General features: G+C 63.5%; 15 protein-coding genes. All 15 read right to left on the bottom strand.

The genetic code is table 11. The features are described from left to right. Positions 1-636 precede the first annotated feature (636 nt). A complete protein-coding gene (locus A39O_RS0121240) occupies positions 637-960 on the bottom strand; it encodes an STAS-like domain-containing protein (protein WP_020506684.1) in 324 nt (107 codons plus the stop codon). A gap of 224 nt (positions 961-1,184) precedes the next feature. After that, complete coding sequence (locus tag A39O_RS42825; protein WP_020506683.1) at positions 1,185-5,327, bottom strand: DNA methyltransferase; 4,143 nt, start codon at positions 5,325-5,327, stop codon at positions 1,185-1,187. Positions 5,328-5,352: 25 nt separating this feature from the next. Beyond that, positions 5,353-5,739, bottom strand: a complete 387-nt coding sequence (locus A39O_RS0121225) for a type II toxin-antitoxin system VapC family toxin (RefSeq protein ID WP_020506682.1) — start codon at positions 5,737-5,739, stop codon at positions 5,353-5,355. Beyond that, positions 5,739-5,966: a type II toxin-antitoxin system Phd/YefM family antitoxin gene (locus A39O_RS0121220; protein ID WP_020506681.1), complete on the bottom strand. Its 228-nt coding sequence runs from the start codon at positions 5,964-5,966 to the stop codon at positions 5,739-5,741. Before A39O_RS0121220 ends, A39O_RS0121225 begins: the two co-directional genes overlap by 1 nt. Positions 5,967-6,576: 610 nt before the next feature. Beyond that, on the bottom strand, positions 6,577-7,014 hold the full coding sequence (locus tag A39O_RS0121215; RefSeq protein WP_020506680.1) for a DUF29 domain-containing protein: 438 nt from the start codon (positions 7,012-7,014) through the stop codon (positions 6,577-6,579). An 81-nt stretch (positions 7,015-7,095) separates the two neighbouring features. Beyond that, positions 7,096-8,160: a class II fructose-bisphosphate aldolase gene (fba, locus tag A39O_RS0121210; protein WP_026199608.1), complete on the bottom strand. Its 1,065-nt coding sequence runs from the start codon at positions 8,158-8,160 to the stop codon at positions 7,096-7,098. A 64-nt stretch (positions 8,161-8,224) separates the two neighbouring features. Further along, positions 8,225-9,667 carry a pyruvate kinase gene (gene pyk, locus A39O_RS0121205; protein WP_026199607.1) on the bottom strand — a complete coding sequence of 481 codons (1,443 nt, stop codon included), beginning with the start codon at positions 9,665-9,667 and terminating at the stop codon, positions 8,225-8,227. A gap of 30 nt (positions 9,668-9,697) precedes the next feature. Beyond that, complete coding sequence (locus tag A39O_RS0121200) at positions 9,698-10,879, bottom strand: phosphoglycerate kinase (protein WP_020506677.1); 1,182 nt, start codon at positions 10,877-10,879, stop codon at positions 9,698-9,700. A gap of 197 nt (positions 10,880-11,076) precedes the next feature. Then, positions 11,077-12,075, bottom strand: a complete 999-nt coding sequence (gene gap, locus A39O_RS0121195) for a type I glyceraldehyde-3-phosphate dehydrogenase (RefSeq protein WP_020506676.1) — start codon at positions 12,073-12,075, stop codon at positions 11,077-11,079. Positions 12,076-12,283: 208 nt separating this feature from the next. Next, the gene (gene tkt / locus A39O_RS0121190; protein WP_026199606.1) at positions 12,284-14,290 is read right to left on the bottom strand and encodes a transketolase; all 2,007 of its coding nucleotides are present in this window, start codon (positions 14,288-14,290) and stop codon (positions 12,284-12,286) included. 371 nt (positions 14,291-14,661) lie between these two features. Further along, positions 14,662-15,216 carry a thioredoxin family protein gene (locus A39O_RS0121185; protein ID WP_026199605.1) on the bottom strand — a complete coding sequence of 185 codons (555 nt, stop codon included), beginning with the start codon at positions 15,214-15,216 and terminating at the stop codon, positions 14,662-14,664. Positions 15,217-15,517: 301 nt separating this feature from the next. Further along, the gene (locus tag A39O_RS0121180; RefSeq protein WP_157640312.1) at positions 15,518-16,669 is read right to left on the bottom strand and encodes a radical SAM protein; all 1,152 of its coding nucleotides are present in this window, start codon (positions 16,667-16,669) and stop codon (positions 15,518-15,520) included. After that, on the bottom strand, positions 16,659-17,456 hold the full coding sequence (locus A39O_RS0121175; protein ID WP_020506672.1) for a hypothetical protein: 798 nt from the start codon (positions 17,454-17,456) through the stop codon (positions 16,659-16,661). Before A39O_RS0121175 ends, A39O_RS0121180 begins: the two co-directional genes overlap by 11 nt. A 105-nt stretch (positions 17,457-17,561) precedes the next feature. Next, positions 17,562-17,831 carry a hypothetical protein gene (locus A39O_RS0121170; RefSeq protein WP_157640311.1) on the bottom strand — a complete coding sequence of 90 codons (270 nt, stop codon included), beginning with the start codon at positions 17,829-17,831 and terminating at the stop codon, positions 17,562-17,564. Between the two features lie 60 nt (positions 17,832-17,891). Continuing rightward, on the bottom strand, positions 17,892-18,356 hold the full coding sequence (locus A39O_RS0121165; RefSeq protein WP_083924821.1) for a YybH family protein: 465 nt from the start codon (positions 18,354-18,356) through the stop codon (positions 17,892-17,894). Positions 18,357-18,638 lie beyond the last annotated feature (282 nt).

Raw genomic sequence — 18,638 nt, 5'->3', positions numbered from 1 at the left:
CGCGTCTTCATCGGCATCACTGACCCCGTACAGCTCCCCCAGCGTGCTGTGGTCCCACGTCCGCGTGGTGGCTAGCTTACTCTGTGGATCAAGGACCCGGGCGGCGATCATCGCCAAGACCAGGTCGCGCTCCCGACACGCCTCGCGTCCCAACAAGGCACTGATGCGCAATCGCCCCATGGCCACGTCNATCGCTTGGACCGCCCCATGGGCGCGCGAGCGAATGATCTCGAATACCTCATCGACTGCAGCGAGTGGCTGGCCTTTGAGGACGGCCCGAATGGCTTGCGCTTGCGCGAGGGTCAGCGATGAGAGGTTCGCCAGGGTGCGCTTGATGACCCGCTTGCCCTCGCGCACCGACTCGCGCAGCAAGATCGCCGGGGGGGAGTTGCGGTTCGGCACGATGTCAATGTACATGCATACAAGCATAAAACATATACGCAGATTTACAAGTGTCTAAGAGATATTTACATGGGTACATTTATGGTCAAGATAGCGGACCCCAATGATCAACGCTCTAAGAGATCAGAGACTTAAGGTCAAGATGAGAATGGTTCTCGATGGAACTTCGGGCTAAAGCCTCGACCTCCAGTGGCCGGAACGATGACCAAGGCCCGCCCGCAAGAGGTATAGCCGTCAGTGAGGCCGGGCGCTCGAACACTGATCGCAGCGATCGGCCGCGACGAACTCGATAATGGCACGCGTGTCGTCCGAGCAGTTCTTGAAGACGATGCGGTCAAGAATATCGGGACCATGACGCAGGATCAGTGCGCCGATCAACTCATCAACAAAGGACTGGGTCACCGCCAGACCGGCGAAGTCGAAAACCACCTCATGGCCTTGCAGCAACGCCTCTTCAGCCTGCTGTCGAGGGGGCACGGCAACGGAGCGCAGGCCCGCAAAACGACCCTTCGATTGGGCGCTGAGCAGCAGATGTTTACGGTGGGTGGGCGTGTCCATCGCAGGATAATGGGGTCGAAGCCAGAGGAAAGTAAAGCACCTACGAAGAACGCAGCGGTCTGCGCGCCTCTTCAGCGGCCGTCCCGGCCTTGTTCGTAATCGCGGCCAGCGGCGTGCGTACTCAGGGCTTCCAGCCCTGACGGTGTCAGGCCAGGATGGCCTGACTACGCACCCGGCGCGCCCAAGTGGCCGGAATCTTGATCGAGGCCGCCGTCCTCAGCATTTCAATACCCGGCCAAATTCTCCAACCGAAACACCTGATCCTCTTCGCAGCGGTTCGTCTTTTCGATGTAGCGAACGGTCATGAATCGGCCCTGGGCGTCCTGCTTGAGGAATAACGCGGGGCCATAGAACTTGTGCTCCGCATTGACCTTCTCGATGGTATCTGCGCTATTCAGAAGATAGTCGCCCTTGGTCTCCACCAGCACGAAACCGCCGCCGCGGATGCGCCCCTTGACCTTGACGATGAAGTCCGGAAAGAACTGGTAACCGGTGGGACGCACCACGGCGACCGACCAGGGCTTGTGCGGTTCGTTACGGTACCAGTATTCAACGATCCCGGACAAGTCGGCATCCAGCAGGGCGGCAAAGGCCAGTTCCGGAGCATTCAGGCCATCCGGCATGACCCCGTAGACGTTCAATCGGGAACGCTCAGTCACCGCCGGTATGGCCGCGGGCCAGCGCCCGGCATCAACCACCTCCTTGAAGCTGCCGGCACACTCCCGCTCGGCCCGTCGCAAGAGGGCCGGCTGGGTCGCCATGAGCAGGTTGAGCGCCCGCTCCAGCGTCCTCTCGTCATCGGGCAGGCCGCGATGTCTGAACTCGGTCCGCAGCCGCCCGAGCAGGGCCTCAAAAAGGTGCGCCGGGTGCAGGCACCCGAAATGTAACAACTCAGACTGCGCGCGTGCGGCCAGCGCCTTGGCCTCCAGCCGCGCCGGCGCCTCTGCCAATTCCTCGGAGCCGTCGAACACGCCGATCGTCTTGCGGGTCAGGGTCACGCTGACCCGCAGACCAGCGTTGATCACGGTATCGTCGAAGCCGATGCGGGCGGCGATACAGGCGAGTAGCTGGCTGGTGGAGATCGGCATCCGCTCGGTATTCAGAACCGCTTGCGCGTCCGCCCGCAAGGGGTGTAGCGGCGCTCCGGCCGGCGCAGCCATCGGCTGACCCAGGCGCGGAGGGTGCTTGATCGAACGCTCATTTGGAAGGCTAGCCCCAGTCCCGTCGAACAAATCGTCCATCCCCGGCAGGGAATAGCCGAAACCGACCGGTAGGCCCGTCCCGACTACCATCGGCGCGGTCTCCCCGGCAGGGTCAGGGTCTGCGGCCGAATCCGGAGGATTGCGTTCGACCCGGAACAGACTGGCTTGACCATTCACCGCGGCCTGAACCTGGGTCTCCCCTCCCACTTGGACCACGATGGTCGAGGGGCAAATCTTGGCCAGTTCGTCGCGAATGGCATTGATTCGCTCACCGGCGCTCGTCAGGCCAGCTTGGTTGTCCGCGTCCGCCAAGAAGCAATAGCCGCGGCGCAGACCGGTCGGCAGCGTGCCGTCCAGGGTCCCCGGTTGCAGGAGCCGATGGACCCGCAGGATGCGGCCCACCACCTGTATCCCGAAGTCCGTATCCTTGGCTCCGCGCAGGGCGGCCAACACAAAGGCGCGCGGCGCGTCGAAACCCAGGGCGACCGCGACCTTGAAGATCAAGACCTCAAACTGTTCGTCCAGGGCGACGGCCAGCAGGTCATTGGTCGGCTCCTTGGCGGTATAGGACGCGATACCAGCCTCCGCCACCCCCAACCCCATCAATAGTGACTTGGCCTCCGCCACCGCCTGATCGCTATTGCCCACCTGCACCAGCATCAGCGGCACCAAGTCGATGCCCGCCACGCGCAGACCGCGCGCGATCTCCTGATGCGTTGCCCAAGCCGCGCCCAGCGCGTTCTCGGCAAAATTCACCAGCGTCTGTTGCTCTGATCCGGCCAGAAAGGCGACCGACTGCACCCCCTCCTTGATCAGGCCCGCATCCACGGCGGACTGACGGCTCACCGCGTTGCGGTGGACCTCGACGATGCCGCCGGCCTGCTTGAAGCGTTCGATATCCCGATCATTCGGGGTCGCGGTCACCATCAGCGTGAACTCAGGCGCCAGAACCTCGCGATAGAACCGCACCGCCTCACTGGTTGCCTTGAAAAACGTATGGTGCGCCTCGTCCACCACGGCCCCGATGCGGAACCCGTCCTGGCGCAACTCCGCAATAAAGTCATCCAGCGCGGCGTTGGCATCGCTGCTCTTGCGCACCCGCCGTGTCTCCTGGTTGTTGGCCGCCACCGCCGCCCAGGTGGTGACGAAGCAGTCCCCGCTCCGGGCGTTGCGGGTGGTGCGGTCGATCTGCAGGTCGCGCACCCGCAGTCCGGGAAAGTCCTTTTTCAGGGCGCCGCGCGCCTGATCCACCAAGCCCTTGAAAGGGGTGAACCAAAACCAGACCATGCGGGGGTTGTCCTCCCGCCCCGGTTGGCTGAGCGCTTCCGCAATCATCCCCGCCATCAGCGTCTTGCCCGAGCCGGTCGGCGCCTCCAGCAGGACGCAGCCGTTATACGCGCTGGCGATACGTCGGTCCTGCGCGTCCGGCGCCCGGCGGATCTGCCCTTCCGCATAGCGGAAAATCTCCAGCGCTTGGTCGACGGCATCGTGCTGGTAGCGCTTGGGCGCGATGCGAGTCATCGCGCGCCCCCCCGTGCCGAAGCGGCTGACCAGAGACTCCGGAATCGGCTCGAAACTGGCGCGGGAATCGTGGATGCGTTGGGCGAGCAGCGGGGCCTGCCAGGAGTAGACCACCACCTGCGCGGCACCCATCAGCGCGGCCTCAACCGCGGTGACGGCCGCGTCGCTGACCTGGGGCAGGTAGATGACTTTAGCCGGTTTGGTGGCAAGCACCTGGATGTCGGCCGTCGGATCCAGTGGTGTCAGGGTGTCACCGTGGATCAACTGGAGTGCGATCCATACCTGTTCATGCTGGATGGCGCGAAAGACCGTCTCGGCTGGAATACGGCGGGTGCGCAGGTAGGCAAAGTCACCGCCGAAACCTGGCACCAGTTCGGCCTTGCGGTTGGAATACCCGGCCATGACCCGGCGCACCCGCTCGGCGCAAACATCGCGACACAGATTCTTGCCGGGTTCATCCGCGGTCGCCTCGGTATTGGAGACCAGGATAAAACGACGGTCGCCGCCGTCTTCCGCATTGAGCTTCAACAGCGCCTGAGCGGTGGTTCCGGAGCCGGCAAAGAAGTCGAGCACGAGGTCACCGGGGTTGGTGGCGATACGCAGGATCCGATCAAGCAGGCGCAGCGGCTTGGGCGTTGAAAATACCGATGCCGAATCGTCGAACTGAAGGACGTCCAGCAGTTCCTTCTTCGCATCCTGCGTATGACCAACTTCTTCATATTTCCATAGTGTTTGCGGAACCACACCCTGCTTGACTTCGGAAAGGAACCGCTTGATCGCCGGGACGTTGTTTCCGTCCCTGCCCCACCAAATACGATTATCGGCATCCAGTTCCTTGAATTTTTTCTCGGAAACACGCCAGTAATTACCCGATGGCGGCCCCAAAATAACGCGCCCGGAAGGGCAGGTTATCGGGTAGGTGCCAAGGCTATAAGGATTGCGTGCTGAAAGATCAGATGATTTCCAGAATCCGCGCGGATCATTGTCCGCGTTCTTGTACATTTTGTCTTGCGCCGCGGTCCGTGGCATTGGATTGGGACGCCATCGCTCGCCATTGAGCGCATAAATCAGCAGGTACTCATGATCATCAGAAAAATGCATGGCACTGTTCTTCGGAGAATACGCCTTCTGCCAAATGCAAATCGCCACCCGATTTTTCTCGCCAAACACCTGATCCATCAGCATCCCGAGGTGAAAAGCCTCATTGTCATCGATGGAGACAAAGATCACCCCATCCTCGGCCAACAACTCCCGCGCCAGGTCCAACCGCCGATACATGAACTCCAGCCACTTGCTGTGCCGGAAACTGTCCTCCCGATCAATGAAACGGTCGTTGTAGATGAAGTCGCGATTGCCGGTGTTATAGGGCGGATCGATATAGATGCATTTGACTCGCCCGGCATGGGTCATACGCAGGCTGCGCAAGGCATCGAAGTTGTCCCCCTCAATGATGAGATTGCCAAACGGGGCTGCCCCATGCGACAACTCGGGCACCAGATCGAGGGCTACGAAATCACCGTTCACCGAGCGGTCATGGTCGATCAGGTCGCGCTCCCACACCAACCCGAAGCGCGGGCGCCGATCGCGCTCGCGCAGCAGCCGGATCAGTTCGTCCTTGCTGTAATCCTGGTATTTATCGGCCATCACGCATTCTCGTTACCAACATCGTTCACCAGACACGCGTGACCTCATACGCATCAAAGATGCGATCGGCGGACACCAAGGTCAGCCCCTCCTGCCACGCCTGCGCAATCAACAAGTGATCAAAGGGGTCGCGATGGTGAAAAGGTAAGGTCTCCACCCGGGTCACATGGTCCAGCGCGATCGGTAGGAGCTTAAAGTCATTGGGCGTGAGATTCTCATGAAAATAACGCGCAACGGACACGGCGAGCTTGAGCTTACCGGTGGCAGCCTTGATCGACATCTCCCAGGCAGAAATCAAGCTGACGTAGCATTCGCTCTGTTCGTCGCCAATCTGGCGCCGGGCCTCCGGGGAGAGTTGCGGATCATCGTCCACCCACCAGAGGAGGCTGTGGGTGTCAAGCAAGAGCCGCATCAGGTGTAATCCTCAAATTCTTTGGGGGTGGCATCGAAATCCGGCGCCATCCAGAGCAATTGCCCTTTACCTGAACCGGGCTGCCTGGGTCGCTTGGGTGGCTGAACCGGCACAAGCCGGACCAAGGGAACGCTGTCGCGCGCGATAACGATCTCTTCCCCGGCCAAGGCGCGGCGGGTCAATTCGGAAAGTTGGGTCTGGGCTTCGGCGATGTTGTACTGGCTCATGGTGGAGTCTCGGTGAGCAACCTGCTCGTTATTCTAACCCCTTTACGAAACGCTATCTGACCGCTGGTGACGGTCACCCTGACGGCGCAGAGCTGCGTGGTCGCACCGGCCAGCTTCGTTGTGGCCCTAGGGCGGGAATTACATCCACAGATGTCACAGATGAACACAGATTCTTCATCTGTGAACATCTGTGTCATCTGTGGATAAATCCGGGGGATCGCTGCGGCCGGAACGACGATCGAGATGCTGGGCCTTGGTCGGTCCCCACCGGCTACAGCCTCGGCCTCCGGTTGTGGTGCAGAACCGGAGGCCGAGGCTTTAGCCGGTGGGTGCCCGAAGGGCGGTGCTTGCCTTGAATGGGGCCACCGGCTAAAGCCTCGGCCTCCGGTTGGGGGTGTTCTTCTTCAGCCCGATGCGGTTCGACTGGGCCATCCCGTCGGGGTCAGTGCGCCACCGGCTAAAGCCTCGGCCTCCAGTGCGTGACGCCCGGCCACTGGCCGGGACGCTGATACCGCCGTGCGGCCAACAAGATACAGTGACAGATTCTTCCTGACGACGGCGATGCGGGGCAGAACTCAGTCGGCCATTGCGCATAGGTCATCCTTGATGATCATTGGGGGTAATAATCCGGGTCGCGGGTCTCCGTCAAAGCATAGGGGCAATCCCGCGGAAAGGTGCTCTCTTCAAGATTGGTCTCCTTGACCGCAAACAGACGGGCCAGGCGGTACGCCTTCGGGATCGCCTGCTGCTCCAGCAGCGCCTCGAAGCCGGGATTTTCATCCACCAGGTCTTGGAGCGACAGGCGCTGCTCCTTGATCGTCGCTTCCCAACTTCGACTCCGCATCTGCGGTTGAAATTGCCATTTGAGCAACTGCGCCAGCAGCACCTTCAGTCGACTGATCAATTCCCGACGCTCGCGCGCGCCCATGGCATCGAGATCCTCGATCAGATGATCCAAATCGATCTCGGCAAAGCGCTGAGCGCGCAACAAGTCCGCCGGCTCCTGCGACCAGGCATGGAAATCTCGGTCATAGGTCGAGACAGTCATTGGCTCACTCAGTGAATCAGGCCAAACAAAAAAGGGCGCCCTGAGGCGCCCTTCATTTTTTTTGGCGCTAGCCAAAAAAGCCTACTTGATCTGGGGATCAAGCTCGCCCTTGGCGTAGCGAGTGGTCATGGCATCCATGGAGAGTACCTTGATCTTGCCGGCGTTGCCGGCCGTACCAAAGGCTTCGTAGCGGTCCTTGCAGATGCCCTTCATCGCCTTGGTGGCGACCGCGAGGAACTTGCGGGGATCGAATTCCTTCGGGTGTTCCGCAAAGAACTGGCGGATGGCGCCGGTGGAGGACATGCGCAGATCGGTGTCGATGTTGACCTTGCGCACGCCGTGCTTGATGCCCTCGACGATTTCGGAGACGGGCACGCCGTAGGTCTCACCCATGTCACCTCCGAACTTGTTGATGATCGCCAGCCATTCCTGGGGCACCGACGAGGAGCCGTGCATCACCAGATGGGTGTTGGGGATGCGGGCGTTGATCTCCTTGATGCGCTCGATCGCCAGGATGTCGCCGGTGGGCGGCCGGGTGAACTTGTAAGCGCCATGCGAGGTGCCGATGGCGATAGCCAGGGCATCGACCTTGGTCTTGGCAACGAAGTCAGCGGCCTCTTCGGGGTCGGTGAGTAACTGGCTGTGGTCCAGCGTGCCCTCGGCGCCGACGCCGTCCTCTTCACCGGCCTGGCCGGTCTCGAGCGAGCCCAGGCAGCCCAGTTCACCTTCGACCGAGACGCCGCAGGCATGGGAGATGGCGACCACGGCCTTGGTGATGTCGACGTTGTACTCGTAGGAGGTCGGCGTCTTGCCGTCCTCGCCGAGCGAGCCGTCCATCATGACGGAGGAGAAGCCGAGCTGGATGGAACGCTGGCAGATGGGCATGGAGGTGCCGTGATCCTGGTGCATGCACACCGGAATGTCCGGCCATTCCTCGATGGCGGAGAGGATCAGGTGGCGCAGGAAGGGCGCACCGGCATACTTACGTGCCCCGGCGGAGGCCTGGACGATGACCGGGGAGTTGGTCTCGGCGGCGGCCTCCATGATCGCGCGCATCTGTTCCAGGTTGTTGACGTTGAACGCCGGGACGCCGTAGCCATGCTCGGCGGCATGGTCCAGCAGTTGACGCATTGTGATCAAAGCCATGGTGGTTCTCCTCGTTCTTGGTGGAAAGGTGGGTTAGGGGTTGATTCAGGTCGAGCGGGTGCGGCTAGTCCCGCACCAATGTTTTGTGCTCGCCGACCCGCATGATCTTCATGATATTGGTCTGGCCTCCGACACCGGAACGGTCACCCTTGGTGATGATGACCAGGTCGCCATTGCGCACGGTTCCGCGCCGCAGCAGCTCCTCGACGACCTCCATGTTGAGTTCGTTCACATCCTTGCTCGCCAGCTCGAAACTGACCGGATAGACACCGCGGAAGATTCGCACCTTGCGGCGGGTCTCGGCATTGCGGGCCATCGCCAGGATGGGGATGCCGGAGCTGATACGGGACATCCATTTCACAGTGGAACCGGTCTCGGTCAAGGCCGCAATCGCCTTGACCCCCAGATGATTGGCCGTGTACATGGTGGCCATGGCGATCGCCTCGTCGACCCGGCCGAACACCGTGTCGATGCGATGCCCGGAGCGGGTGACGTGCCGCTCGGCCTCGCTGCAGATGCGGTCGAGCGCTTCCACCACCTTGGCCGGATCCTTGCCGATGGACGACTCGGCCGAGAGCATCACCGCGTCGGTGCCGTCCAGCACCGCGTTCGCCACATCGAACACCTCGGCCCGCGTCGGGATGGGGTTGTCGATCATGGACTGCATCATCTGGGTGGCGGTGATCACCACGGTGTTGAGCGAGCGGGCGCGGCTGATCAGATGCTTTTGCACCGCCGGCAGCTTGGCATCGCCGATCTCCACGCCCAGGTCGCCGCGGGCGACCATGATGACATCCGCCGCCTGGATGATCTCGTCCACCGCGTTGAGCGACTCCGCCCGCTCGATCTTGGCGACGATGCCGCCGCGGCCGCCGGCCGCCTGGAACAGTTCGCGCGCGAGTTGCACATCCGCGGCGTTGCGCACGAACGAGACCGCCAGGTAGTCCGCGCCCAGTTCGGCGGCCAGGCGGATGTCGGCCTCGTCCTTGTCGGTCAGTGCGGGGGCGGAGAGACCGCCGCCCTTCTTGTTGATGCCCTTGTTGTTGGAGAGCTTGCCGCCCGCCACGACCTTGCAGTCGATGCGTCCGCTGCTCACCGACTCGACCCAGAGTTCGATCGCCCCATCGTCCAGCAACAGCGTATCGTCCGGGTAGACGTCATCCGCCAGGGTCGTATAAGTGGTGCCGACCCGGGTGCGGTCGCCCTCGGTGAGCGGACAGGCGGTATCGATGGCGAAGGCGTCGCCCAGCGCCAGGTCGATCGGCCCGTCTTTGAAGCGGCCGATACGGATTTTCGGTCCTTGCAGATCGAGCAGAATGGAGATTTCCTGGCCGGCCGCCGCGGCCCGCTCACGCACCAGGGCCACCCGTTCGCGGTGACGCTCATGGGTGTCGTGGGAGCAATTGAGCCGCACCACATCGACACCAGCGGCGATCATCGCGTCCATCATGGCCGGCGGGTCGGTAGCCGGCCCCAGGGTCGCGACGATCTTGGTACGTCTGGGTATGCGCATGATCGTGCCCCCGGCGCGGCGCGCTCAGCCCTTGGCCCGCGCTTCGAGCATCGCCACCGCCGGCAGCGTCTTACCCTCCAGGTACTCCAGGAAGGCGCCGCCCGCGGTGGAGATGTAGGACACCTTGTCGTAGATATCGTATTTCTGGATGGCCGCGATGGTATCGCCGCCGCCCGCCAGGCTGAAGCCCGCGGCATTGGCGATGGCCATGGCAACGGTCTTGGTGCCGCCGCCGAACTGGTCGAACTCGAAAACGCCGACGGGGCCGTTCCACACGATGGTTCCGGCCTTGGCGATGATATCGGCCAACTGCTGGGCGGACTTGGGGCCGATATCGAAGATCATGTCGTCGTCGACCACGGCGTTGGCGTCCTTGGTGACGGCCGGCTCGGTCTCGGCGAAGTTCTTGCCGGTTACCACGTCGACCGCGATCGGGATGGTGGCGCCACGCGCCGTCATCTTTTCGATCAGGGCCTTGGCCGTGGGGATCAGGTCATGCTCGCACAGCGAATGGCCGATGTTGTGCCCGGTCGCCGCCAGGAAGGTGTTGGCGATGCCGCCGCCGACCACGAGTTGGTCGACCTTCTCCGACAGGGCTTCGAGCACCGTGAGCTTGGTGGAGACCTTGGAGCCGCCGACGATGGCGACCATGGGGCGCGCCGGACTGGCCAATGCCTTCTTCAGTGCATCCAATTCCTCGGCGAGCAGCAAGCCGGCGCAGGCGGTCGGCGCAAACTTCCCGACCCCGTGGGTGGACGCCTGGGCGCGGTGGGCGGTGCCGAAGGCGTCCATGACGAAGACATCGCACAGGGCAGCGTATTTCTTGGCCAGCTCCTCGTTGTCCTTGCCCTCGCCCTTGTTGAAGCGGACGTTGTCCAGCATCACCAGTTCGCCGTTCGCGACCTCCGGCGTGTGCTCGAAATAGTCACGGATCAGGCGCACCGGCTTGCCGAGCTTCACCGACAGGTCATCGGCCACGGGCTTGAGCGAATCCGCCTCGGAGAAAACGCCCTCCTCCGGCCGGCCCAGATGGGACATCACCATGACCTTGGCACCGGCCTTGATGCAGTGCTCGAAGGTGGGCAGGGAGGCGGTGATCCGGGCATCCGAGGTGACCTTGCCGTTCTTGACCGGGACGTTCAGGTCGGAGCGGATCAACACCCGCTTGCCGGCGAGGTCCAGGTCGGTGAGCTTGATGAAGGACATGGGGCAACCCTCTTTATCTGGTGGTGAATCGAGCCATCTGGAAAGCCGCGGGGCTTTCCGGAGGACTCTGCGGACTGGCCGCGGGGCGCGCGAAGCGCTCCGCGATCAGTGCCGGGACGTCCGTGCCGATGGTGGGTTACGGCGCGCGCGGAACTCGGAGCAGATCCCAAACCTTGTTCCGGCGCGCCTAACCCACCCTACGCGATGTGCTCGACCAGGCGCAGCATGTTGCAGGTGTAGCCATACTCGTTGTCATACCAGGAGACGACCTTGACGAAGGTGGGGTCCAGCGCGATGCCGGCGCCGACGTCGAAGATCGAGGGGGTGCCGCAGCCGCGGAAATCGGTGGAGACCACCTTTTCCTCGGTGTAGCCGAGCACGCCCTTGAGATCGCCGGACTCGGAGGCGGCCTTCATGGCGGCACAGATTTCCTGGTAGGAGGCGCCCTTGTTCAGCTCGACGGTGAGGTCGACCACCGAAACGTCGGAGGTCGGGACGCGCAGCGCCATGCCGGTCAGCTTGCCGTTGAGTTCAGGCAGCACCACACCGACGGCCTTGGCCGCACCGGTGGAGGACGGGATGATGTTCTCCAGGATGCCGCGGCCGCCGCGCCAGTCCTTGGAGGATGGGCCATCGACGGTCTTCTGGGTGGCGGTGGCGGCGTGAACCGTGGTCATCAGCCCGCGCTTGATCCCCCAGTTGTCATGCAGGACCTTGGCGACGGGGGCCAGGCAGTTGGTGGTGCAGGACGCGCCGGAGATGATGGCCTGGCCGGCATAGGTCTTGTGGTTGACGCCGTAGACGAACATCGGGGTGCTGTCCTTGGAGGGGGCGGACTGCACCACCTTCTTGGCACCGGCGGCGAGGTGCTTCTGGCAGCTTTCTTCGGTGAGGAAGAAGCCGGTGGACTCGATGACGAGGTCCGCACCGATCTCGTTCCACTTCAGGTTGGCCGGGTCTTTTTCCGCGGTCAGGCGGATGGACTTGCCGTTGACGATCATGGTATGGCCATCGACCGAGATGTCGCCGGGGAAGTTACCGTGGACCGAATCGTACTTGAGCATGTAGGCCAGGTACTCGGGGTCCAGCAGGTCGTTGATGCCGACGACCTCGATGCCGGGGAAATCCTTGGAAATGGCGCGGAAAACCATCCGCCCAATACGGCCGAAGCCGTTGATACCAACTTTGATTGTCATGCAGTCTCTCCTGTGGAGTGGTAAAAATCGTGCCCCGCCGACGGACGGGGCTGAGTCAATCGTGCGGCTATAGCTTTCGTACCTGAAATCCTGACAGACCCTTGGTGTAGGGGCGGGTTTGAAACCCGCCCCTACGTCCGGTTATCACGTCCGACGGCTATAAGCCCCAGGTATGCGGCTTTAGTGCCCGGCCGCAAAGGGGGTGAGGTTAGAGGACGCGCCGGACCGTGGCAACCACATTGTCTACGGTGAAACCAAATTCCTTGAACAGCGCACCGGCCGGCGCGGACTCGCCGAAGCGGTCGATACCGACCACGGCGCCGTTGGTGCCGACATATTTCCACCAGCCGTCGGTCACCGCGGCCTCCACGGCCACCCGCGCGGTCACGGCCTTGGGCAGCACGGACTCCTTGTAGGCGGCGTCCTGGGCGTCGAAGACGTTGGTGCTGGGCATGGAGACGACCCGCACCTTCTTGTCGGTCATGGCGTCGGCCGCCTTGACCGCCAACTCCACCTCGGAGCCGGTGGCGATCAGGATGGCGTCCGGGGTGCCGGCGCAATCGCGCAGCACATAACCGCCGCGGGCGATATCGGCCACCTGGGCCGGGGTCCGCGCCATGTGGGCCAGATTCTGGCGCGAGAAAATCAGGCAGGACGGCCCGCTGCGCCGCTCGATGGCAAGCTTCCAGGAAACCGCGGACTCCACCGCATCGCAGGGGCGCCAGACGCTCATGTTGGGGATCATGCGCAACGTCGGGATCTGCTCCACCGGCTGATGGGTGGGGCCGTCTTCGCCCAGACCAATGGAGTCGTGGGTATAGACGAAGATCGTCGGAATCTTCATCAGGGCCGCCATGCGCAGCGCATTGCGGGCGTACTCGGAGAACATCAGGAAGGTGGCGCCGTAGGGGATGAAACCGCCGTGCAGCACCAGGCCGTTCATGATGGCCGACATGCCGAACTCGCGCACGCCGTAATAGACATAGTTACCCGAGGCATCGGCCTTGCCCACGCCTTTGCAGCCCTTCCACAGGGTCAGGTTGGAGCCGGCCAGGTCGGCCGAACCGCCCAGAAACTCGGGCAGCAGCGGGCCGAAGCCGTTCAGGGCGTTTTGCGAGGCTTTGCGTGAGGCGATGGTCTCGGCCTTCTCGACCACGGCGGCGATAAAGGCGTTGGCCTGCTCACTCCAGTCGGCGGGCAGCTCACCGGCCATGCGGCGCTTGAACGCGGCAGCCTCCGCCGGGTGGGCGGCGGCATAGGCATCGAAACGCGTGTTCCACTCCGCTTCGGCCTTGGCGCCGCTCTCCTTGGCGGACCAGCCGGCATAGATGTCGGCCGGGATTTCAAAAGGCGCATAGGGCCACCCCAAGGCCTCGCGGGTCAACGCGACCTCAGCGTCACCCAAGGCCGCGCCGTGGCATTCTTCCTTGCCCTGCTTGTTGGGCGAACCGAAGCCGATGATGGTCTGGCAGCAGATGAGCGAGGGCCGATCCTCGACCGCCCGGGCCTCTTCGATGGCCGCCTTCACGGCTTCGGCGTCATGCCCGTCCACCTTGGGGATGACATGCCAGCCGTACGCCTCGAAGCGCTTGGGGGTGTTATCCAGGAACCAGGCGGGGGTGTTGCCGTGGCCGCGCACCTCACCGTCGATGGAGATGTTGTTGTCGTCATAAACCGCGATCAGCTTGCCGAGCCCCAAAGCGCCGGCCAGCGAACACGCCTCATGCGAGATGCCTTCCATCAGACAGCCGTCACCCAGGAAACAGTAGGTGTGGTGATCGACGATCGCATGTCCCGGCTTGTTGAACTGGGCGGCCAGGATCTTCTCGGCCAGGGCCATTCCCACCGCATTGGTGACGCCTTGACCCAGGGGACCGGTGGTGGTCTCCACGCCGGGGGCATAGCCGTATTCCGGATGACCAGGGGTCTTGGAGTGCAGTTGGCGGAACTGTTTCAGGTCCTCGATGCCGAGCCCGTAACCGGTCAGGTGCAGCAGCGAGTAAATCAGCATGGAGCCGTGCCCGTTGGAGAGCACGAAGCGGTCGCGGTCAGCCCAGTGCGGGTTGCCCGGGTTGTGCTTCATAAAATCGTTCCACAGGACCTCGGCGATGTCCGCCATGCCCATGGGTGCGCCGGGGTGGCCGGAATTGGCCTTCTGGACCGCATCCATGCTGAGCGCGCGGATGGCGTTAGCGAGTTCTCTGCGTGAGGACATGGCCCCTCCTGATCGTTGTAAGCTGACTCATTAAATTGTGCGGCCCGACACCCCCGACCCGACAGGTCGGGGGCGACGGCACGAATGCGGGTGGCGCAATGCGGGAAACCTTAAGGCCGGGCGTTCGGCCGCGACCGACGCCGGGCCGGCCCGTTCGCGGCCCACGGGCGAAAACGGGATACTCTACCGCCGAGCGGACTCAACGGCGACCTTCTCCAGCGGCCCGGTATTGTGACCGAAAGACCGTATCCGGGACATCAAAACAAATTGATGCCGGCACAAGACGATTCATGATATCAGAATATTCAATATTGACAAAGATCATGGCGCTTTTTGGAGTCGGCGCGACGGGCGGGCGTGCCGCGCCGGCATCAGGTCTTCCACTTGATCGAACAGCCCATGCTGGGAATCTGGTCGGCGGGTCCGCGCCCGGTTGCGGCAACCTCCCGCATCGCCTCGAACAGATCCCGCCGCACCCCGGCGGGCGCGGTTTCCTTGCGGCTCTCGTCGAGCCGGCCGCGGTACTGGAGACCCAGATCCGCGTTGTAACCGAAAAAATCCGGGGTGCACACCGCGCCATAGGCACGGGCAACCGCCTGGGTCTCGTCGAACAGATAGGGAAAGGGATAACCGAAGGTCTCGGCCACCTGCCGCATGTTCTCGAACCCGTCTTCCGGGTAGTCGACCGGATCATTGGACATGATCCCGACACAGCCGATGCCGAGCGCCTGCAGCTCCCGTACGTCGCGCACGATGCGCTCGCGCACGGCTTTGACGTAAGGGCAATGATTGCAAATGAACATCACCAGCAACCCACGCTCGCCGGCGCACTGATCGCGGGTCCAGATCCGGCCGTCCACGCCGGGAAGTGAGAAAGCAGGCGCGGGAGCGCCGAAGTCGCAGACTGGGGTTTGCAACGAGGCCATAGCAGTCCTCCGGTCTCTTGAAGTGGCGGTCGGGTCCGGGCGACCCAGGTTCCCCATGGTAACCAAATTGATCGGGATTCCAAACCCCGTGTGCATGGCACTGACAGTCTCCCGTGGGAGCGGCCTCCGGCCGCGATAGGCCCTCGCGTGATCATGACCATCGCCGTTCACCGCGACATCGCATCGCGGCCGGAGGCCGCTCCCACAGGGTCGCTGCGCGACCTGCCCCTGAAGGTCATAATCTCCCGTGGGAGCGGCCTCCGGCCGCGATGGGGCCAAGCGCGATCTTGACGATCGCCGTTCACCCGATCTGCGCTTTTGGATATTCCGGCCGCCGCCGGGCGCGGCGGACCGCGGCGGCGTTCATGTGCGCGAACAGCGCCCGATAGAGGGCGCAGTAAGGGTCTTTCTCGAACAGGGTGCCATGGACGGTGAAGGCCCGCACCGGGCAACCGCCGTGGCAGAGCGCCAGGTAGTCGCAGGCGATGCAGTCGCCCTGCATCAAGGCGGCGGGGCGTCGACGGAAATCCTCCCTGGCGGAGCTGACGGCCAGCAGCGTTCCCAAGTCCGCGTCGGCGAACAGGTTACCGAACCGGTACTCGGGGTAGCTCGTGACCCAGCAGTCGCATTGCGCCACATGGCCGTGCGGATCAATGGCGAGCAGATGGTTGGTGCAATCGTCGGTCCAGATGCAGGGCAGCACCGCGTGAGCGCCGCTGAAATAGCGCAACAATTCATCGAAGGGTCCGATCCGCACCCCCGCGGCAGCGCCGCGCTCCAGCCAGAGGTCGGCCAACGCGATGAAAAAACGCACCAATGCCTCGGTCTCCAGGGGTAACAGACGCTTGACCGGATTGGCTTGCCCGCCCGGAAAAGGTGTGTTGACCTGAAAGCTGTCGACCCCGAGTTCATCGACGAAATAGCGGTAGAACCGCTCGGCGCCGAGATCCAGGGTGGCCGGGTTCGCCACCGCGATGACCTGCACCTCGATCCCGACTGAACGGGCCAGGCGGACGTGACGCTGCCAGATGCGGTCATACTCGGCCGGCTCCCGTCCCCGCCGATGGCGGTAGTGATTGGGATAGTCCAGCGAGGTGCTGAGGCTGTTACCGAACATCGCGCGGATCACGCCGTCCCAGGCCGGGCTGTAGCCGATCATGTTGGTCTGCAGCGCATGGGTCACGGTCCGTCCGCGCGCGGCGGCGGCGGCGTCGATCAGACCCTGCGCCTGGGAGAACCAGGACGGCGGCAGCGTCATGACTTCGCCGCCCTGCCAGTGAATCTGGAGTTCGGCGATGTCCTTGGCCACGAGATGATCCAGGACTTTGCCGATCAGCACCGGCAGGCGGTCCAACGTCAGCCAGGTCCCGTCCTTGTCCTCGAAGCAATAGTCGCAATCGGCATTGCACCGCAGCGTCGGCAGCAGGATCAGCGAGAAGACCCTAGGCCCCATCGCCGGGTCCGTCCCGCTGCGCGGCATAGGCCGCCAGACCCTGGCGCAGTTCGGCGGCGGCGGACGCCAGATCCGCGAACAACGGCTTGACCCCGTCGCAGGCAACATCGGTCCGGGGCCACTTGAAGTACCCGCCGCAGGAGGCGAACCAGGGACACCCGCAACACTCGGCCCCGGCGGCCAGCAGGGTCTCGCGAAACGCGGTGACGGACGCCGGCCCCTGGTCCGGCAGAACCTCGCCGCGCGCGTCCAGAACACAGGTCTGCTCCGGATCGCGCTCCAGCAGGTCCCAGAGATCGACCGGCGTGTCGTGGAGGAACCCGCTGAGCAACCCGTGAAAGGGCTCCACGGGCTGGGCCACGGTGGGGTTGTGCAGGAACAAATCGAGCGCCCGGCGCGCCTCGGCGGCAGCTTCCGCGGCCGGCTGAGCGCCGGCCAGACGGACCGGAAAGCCAAGCGAAACAGCCAGCTTGACGGCCCGGGCCAAACCCGGCAACCAGGGGATGGTCACCCGCACCGGATGCCGGGCCAACAATGGCGTGCAGCCGTAGAGTAAAGGCAGCTCAGTCGCGGGATCCGCCATGACCAGATCGACCGCCAGCCCGTCGCCCCAGTCCGCGAGCGGTGCCATGTCGCCGGTGAGGGCGGTGAGCTGCACGAACGCCACCCCGTCGGGGACCGCATCCCCCAATGCCCCCCGCAACTCGGCGGCGGCAGCGGCCCGCACGATCAGCGGGCGATCCGGGAAGGTCCGAAACAGGGCCGCCGGGATGTTGTAGACCATCATGGATAAATCCGAGTGGTCGCGGTGGCCGCAACGGCGCTCATGGCCATGGCGGCACCATCGAGTCGGCGACCAGAACCAAGCCCAGGTGAGTCCAAACCGTGTCGATCAGCGCCGGTTGATCCAACTGCCGCCGCCAACACCACCCCGGCGGTTGATCCAACCGCCACCCCCGCCATTGATCCAGCCGCCCCCGCCGCCGCGGCGGTTGATCCAGCCGGCCTCGGCGTTCGTCCCGCCCCCGGCCAGGCCGCCAAAGACCGCGACACCGATCGCGATCTTCGACCAGCGACCCAGGCCGATCAGGAAGTCCCGACGACCTGGTTCGTCGAGGTGGTCCAGGTCGGGATCGGGCACGGTTACAGGCTTATCGCTCATCATGGATTCTCCGCAGCGGACACTGTTGGCCTCACGATTGCACTCTAAAAGGACCGTTCACTAAGGCGGCGTCGGATTGGAGTAGTGCATGGTGCGCAGCTTCCAGGCCCCGTCCAGTTTCTGGAGGACCACCGAGACATTCAGTGTAAAGGTGCGGGGGGCACCCTTGCGCGCATCCTGGTAATCGCAGGTGGCCGTGAGCCAGCCGACATCGCCGCTGCTGTCGCTGATCACCCACGGGCAACTGCGCTTCACTGAGCCGGCGTCGAAGTCCGCGAAGAAGTTCCGATACGCCTCCTCGATCTGCGCACTGCCGACCCAGCGCTCGGCGGGGATGGTACCCATGACCACGGTCGTCTCACCTGGGGCATACAGCTTCATCACACCGGCCAGGTCGTGGGCGTCGAGTGCCTTTTCGTGGGCCTCGAACACCTCGCGCAAGCCGGGTACCGGTGCGTCCGCGGCGCTGGCCGGAACCCAGCACGCCGAAAGGACGGCCGCGAGCAATAGAGGTCTGGAAGTCATATCTTGCACCTATGGTCGACCGGGACCGGCCGTTGCCGGAAACCCTGGGAAGCGGTTGCAGTCAGGCCGGCCTCGAATCGGCCGGCACGACGGGTCCGCGCCGGCTCGAAATTCGTTGCCCCGACTGTGTGAATCAGCATAGCAGTATTTCCGGTGCTGATCAGCGTCCAATGCAATTACCGAATGTAGGGGCGGGTTTCAAACCCGCCCCTACGCCAAGGCCATGTTCGGACATAGCATTCGGACGTGATAACCGGACGTAGGGGCGGGTTTCAAACCCGC

The organism is Lamprocystis purpurea DSM 4197, assembly GCF_000379525.1.
Taxonomy (GTDB): domain Bacteria; phylum Pseudomonadota; class Gammaproteobacteria; order Chromatiales; family Chromatiaceae; genus Thiodictyon; species Thiodictyon purpureum.
This window is presented reverse-complemented; position numbering and strand designations above follow the sequence as displayed.

What these genes read in the sequence shown, in the direction of transcription:
- A39O_RS0121240 (WP_020506684.1), bottom strand. Translation starts at nt 960, where the DNA reads ATGGACACGCCCACCCACCGTAAACATCTGCTGCTCAGCGCCCAATCG.
- A39O_RS42825 (WP_020506683.1), bottom strand. Translation starts at nt 5,327, where the DNA reads ATGGCCGATAAATACCAGGATTACAGCAAGGACGAACTGATCCGGCTG.
- A39O_RS0121225 (WP_020506682.1), bottom strand. Translation starts at nt 5,739, where the DNA reads ATGCGGCTCTTGCTTGACACCCACAGCCTCCTCTGGTGGGTGGACGAT.
- A39O_RS0121220 (WP_020506681.1), bottom strand. Translation starts at nt 5,966, where the DNA reads ATGAGCCAGTACAACATCGCCGAAGCCCAGACCCAACTTTCCGAATTG.
- A39O_RS0121215 (WP_020506680.1), bottom strand. Translation starts at nt 7,014, where the DNA reads ATGACTGTCTCGACCTATGACCGAGATTTCCATGCCTGGTCGCAGGAG.
- fba (WP_026199608.1), bottom strand. Translation starts at nt 8,160, where the DNA reads ATGGCTTTGATCACAATGCGTCAACTGCTGGACCATGCCGCCGAGCAT.
- A39O_RS0121200 (WP_020506677.1), bottom strand. Translation starts at nt 10,879, where the DNA reads ATGTCCTTCATCAAGCTCACCGACCTGGACCTCGCCGGCAAGCGGGTG.
- gap (WP_020506676.1), bottom strand. Translation starts at nt 12,075, where the DNA reads ATGACAATCAAAGTTGGTATCAACGGCTTCGGCCGTATTGGGCGGATG.
- tkt (WP_026199606.1), bottom strand. Translation starts at nt 14,290, where the DNA reads ATGTCCTCACGCAGAGAACTCGCTAACGCCATCCGCGCGCTCAGCATG.
- A39O_RS0121185 (WP_026199605.1), bottom strand. Translation starts at nt 15,216, where the DNA reads ATGGCCTCGTTGCAAACCCCAGTCTGCGACTTCGGCGCTCCCGCGCCT.
- A39O_RS0121180 (WP_157640312.1), bottom strand. Translation starts at nt 16,669, where the DNA reads ATGGGGCCTAGGGTCTTCTCGCTGATCCTGCTGCCGACGCTGCGGTGC.
- A39O_RS0121175 (WP_020506672.1), bottom strand. Translation starts at nt 17,456, where the DNA reads ATGATGGTCTACAACATCCCGGCGGCCCTGTTTCGGACCTTCCCGGAT.
- A39O_RS0121170 (WP_157640311.1), bottom strand. Translation starts at nt 17,831, where the DNA reads ATGAGCGATAAGCCTGTAACCGTGCCCGATCCCGACCTGGACCACCTC.
- A39O_RS0121165 (WP_083924821.1), bottom strand. Translation starts at nt 18,356, where the DNA reads ATGACTTCCAGACCTCTATTGCTCGCGGCCGTCCTTTCGGCGTGCTGG.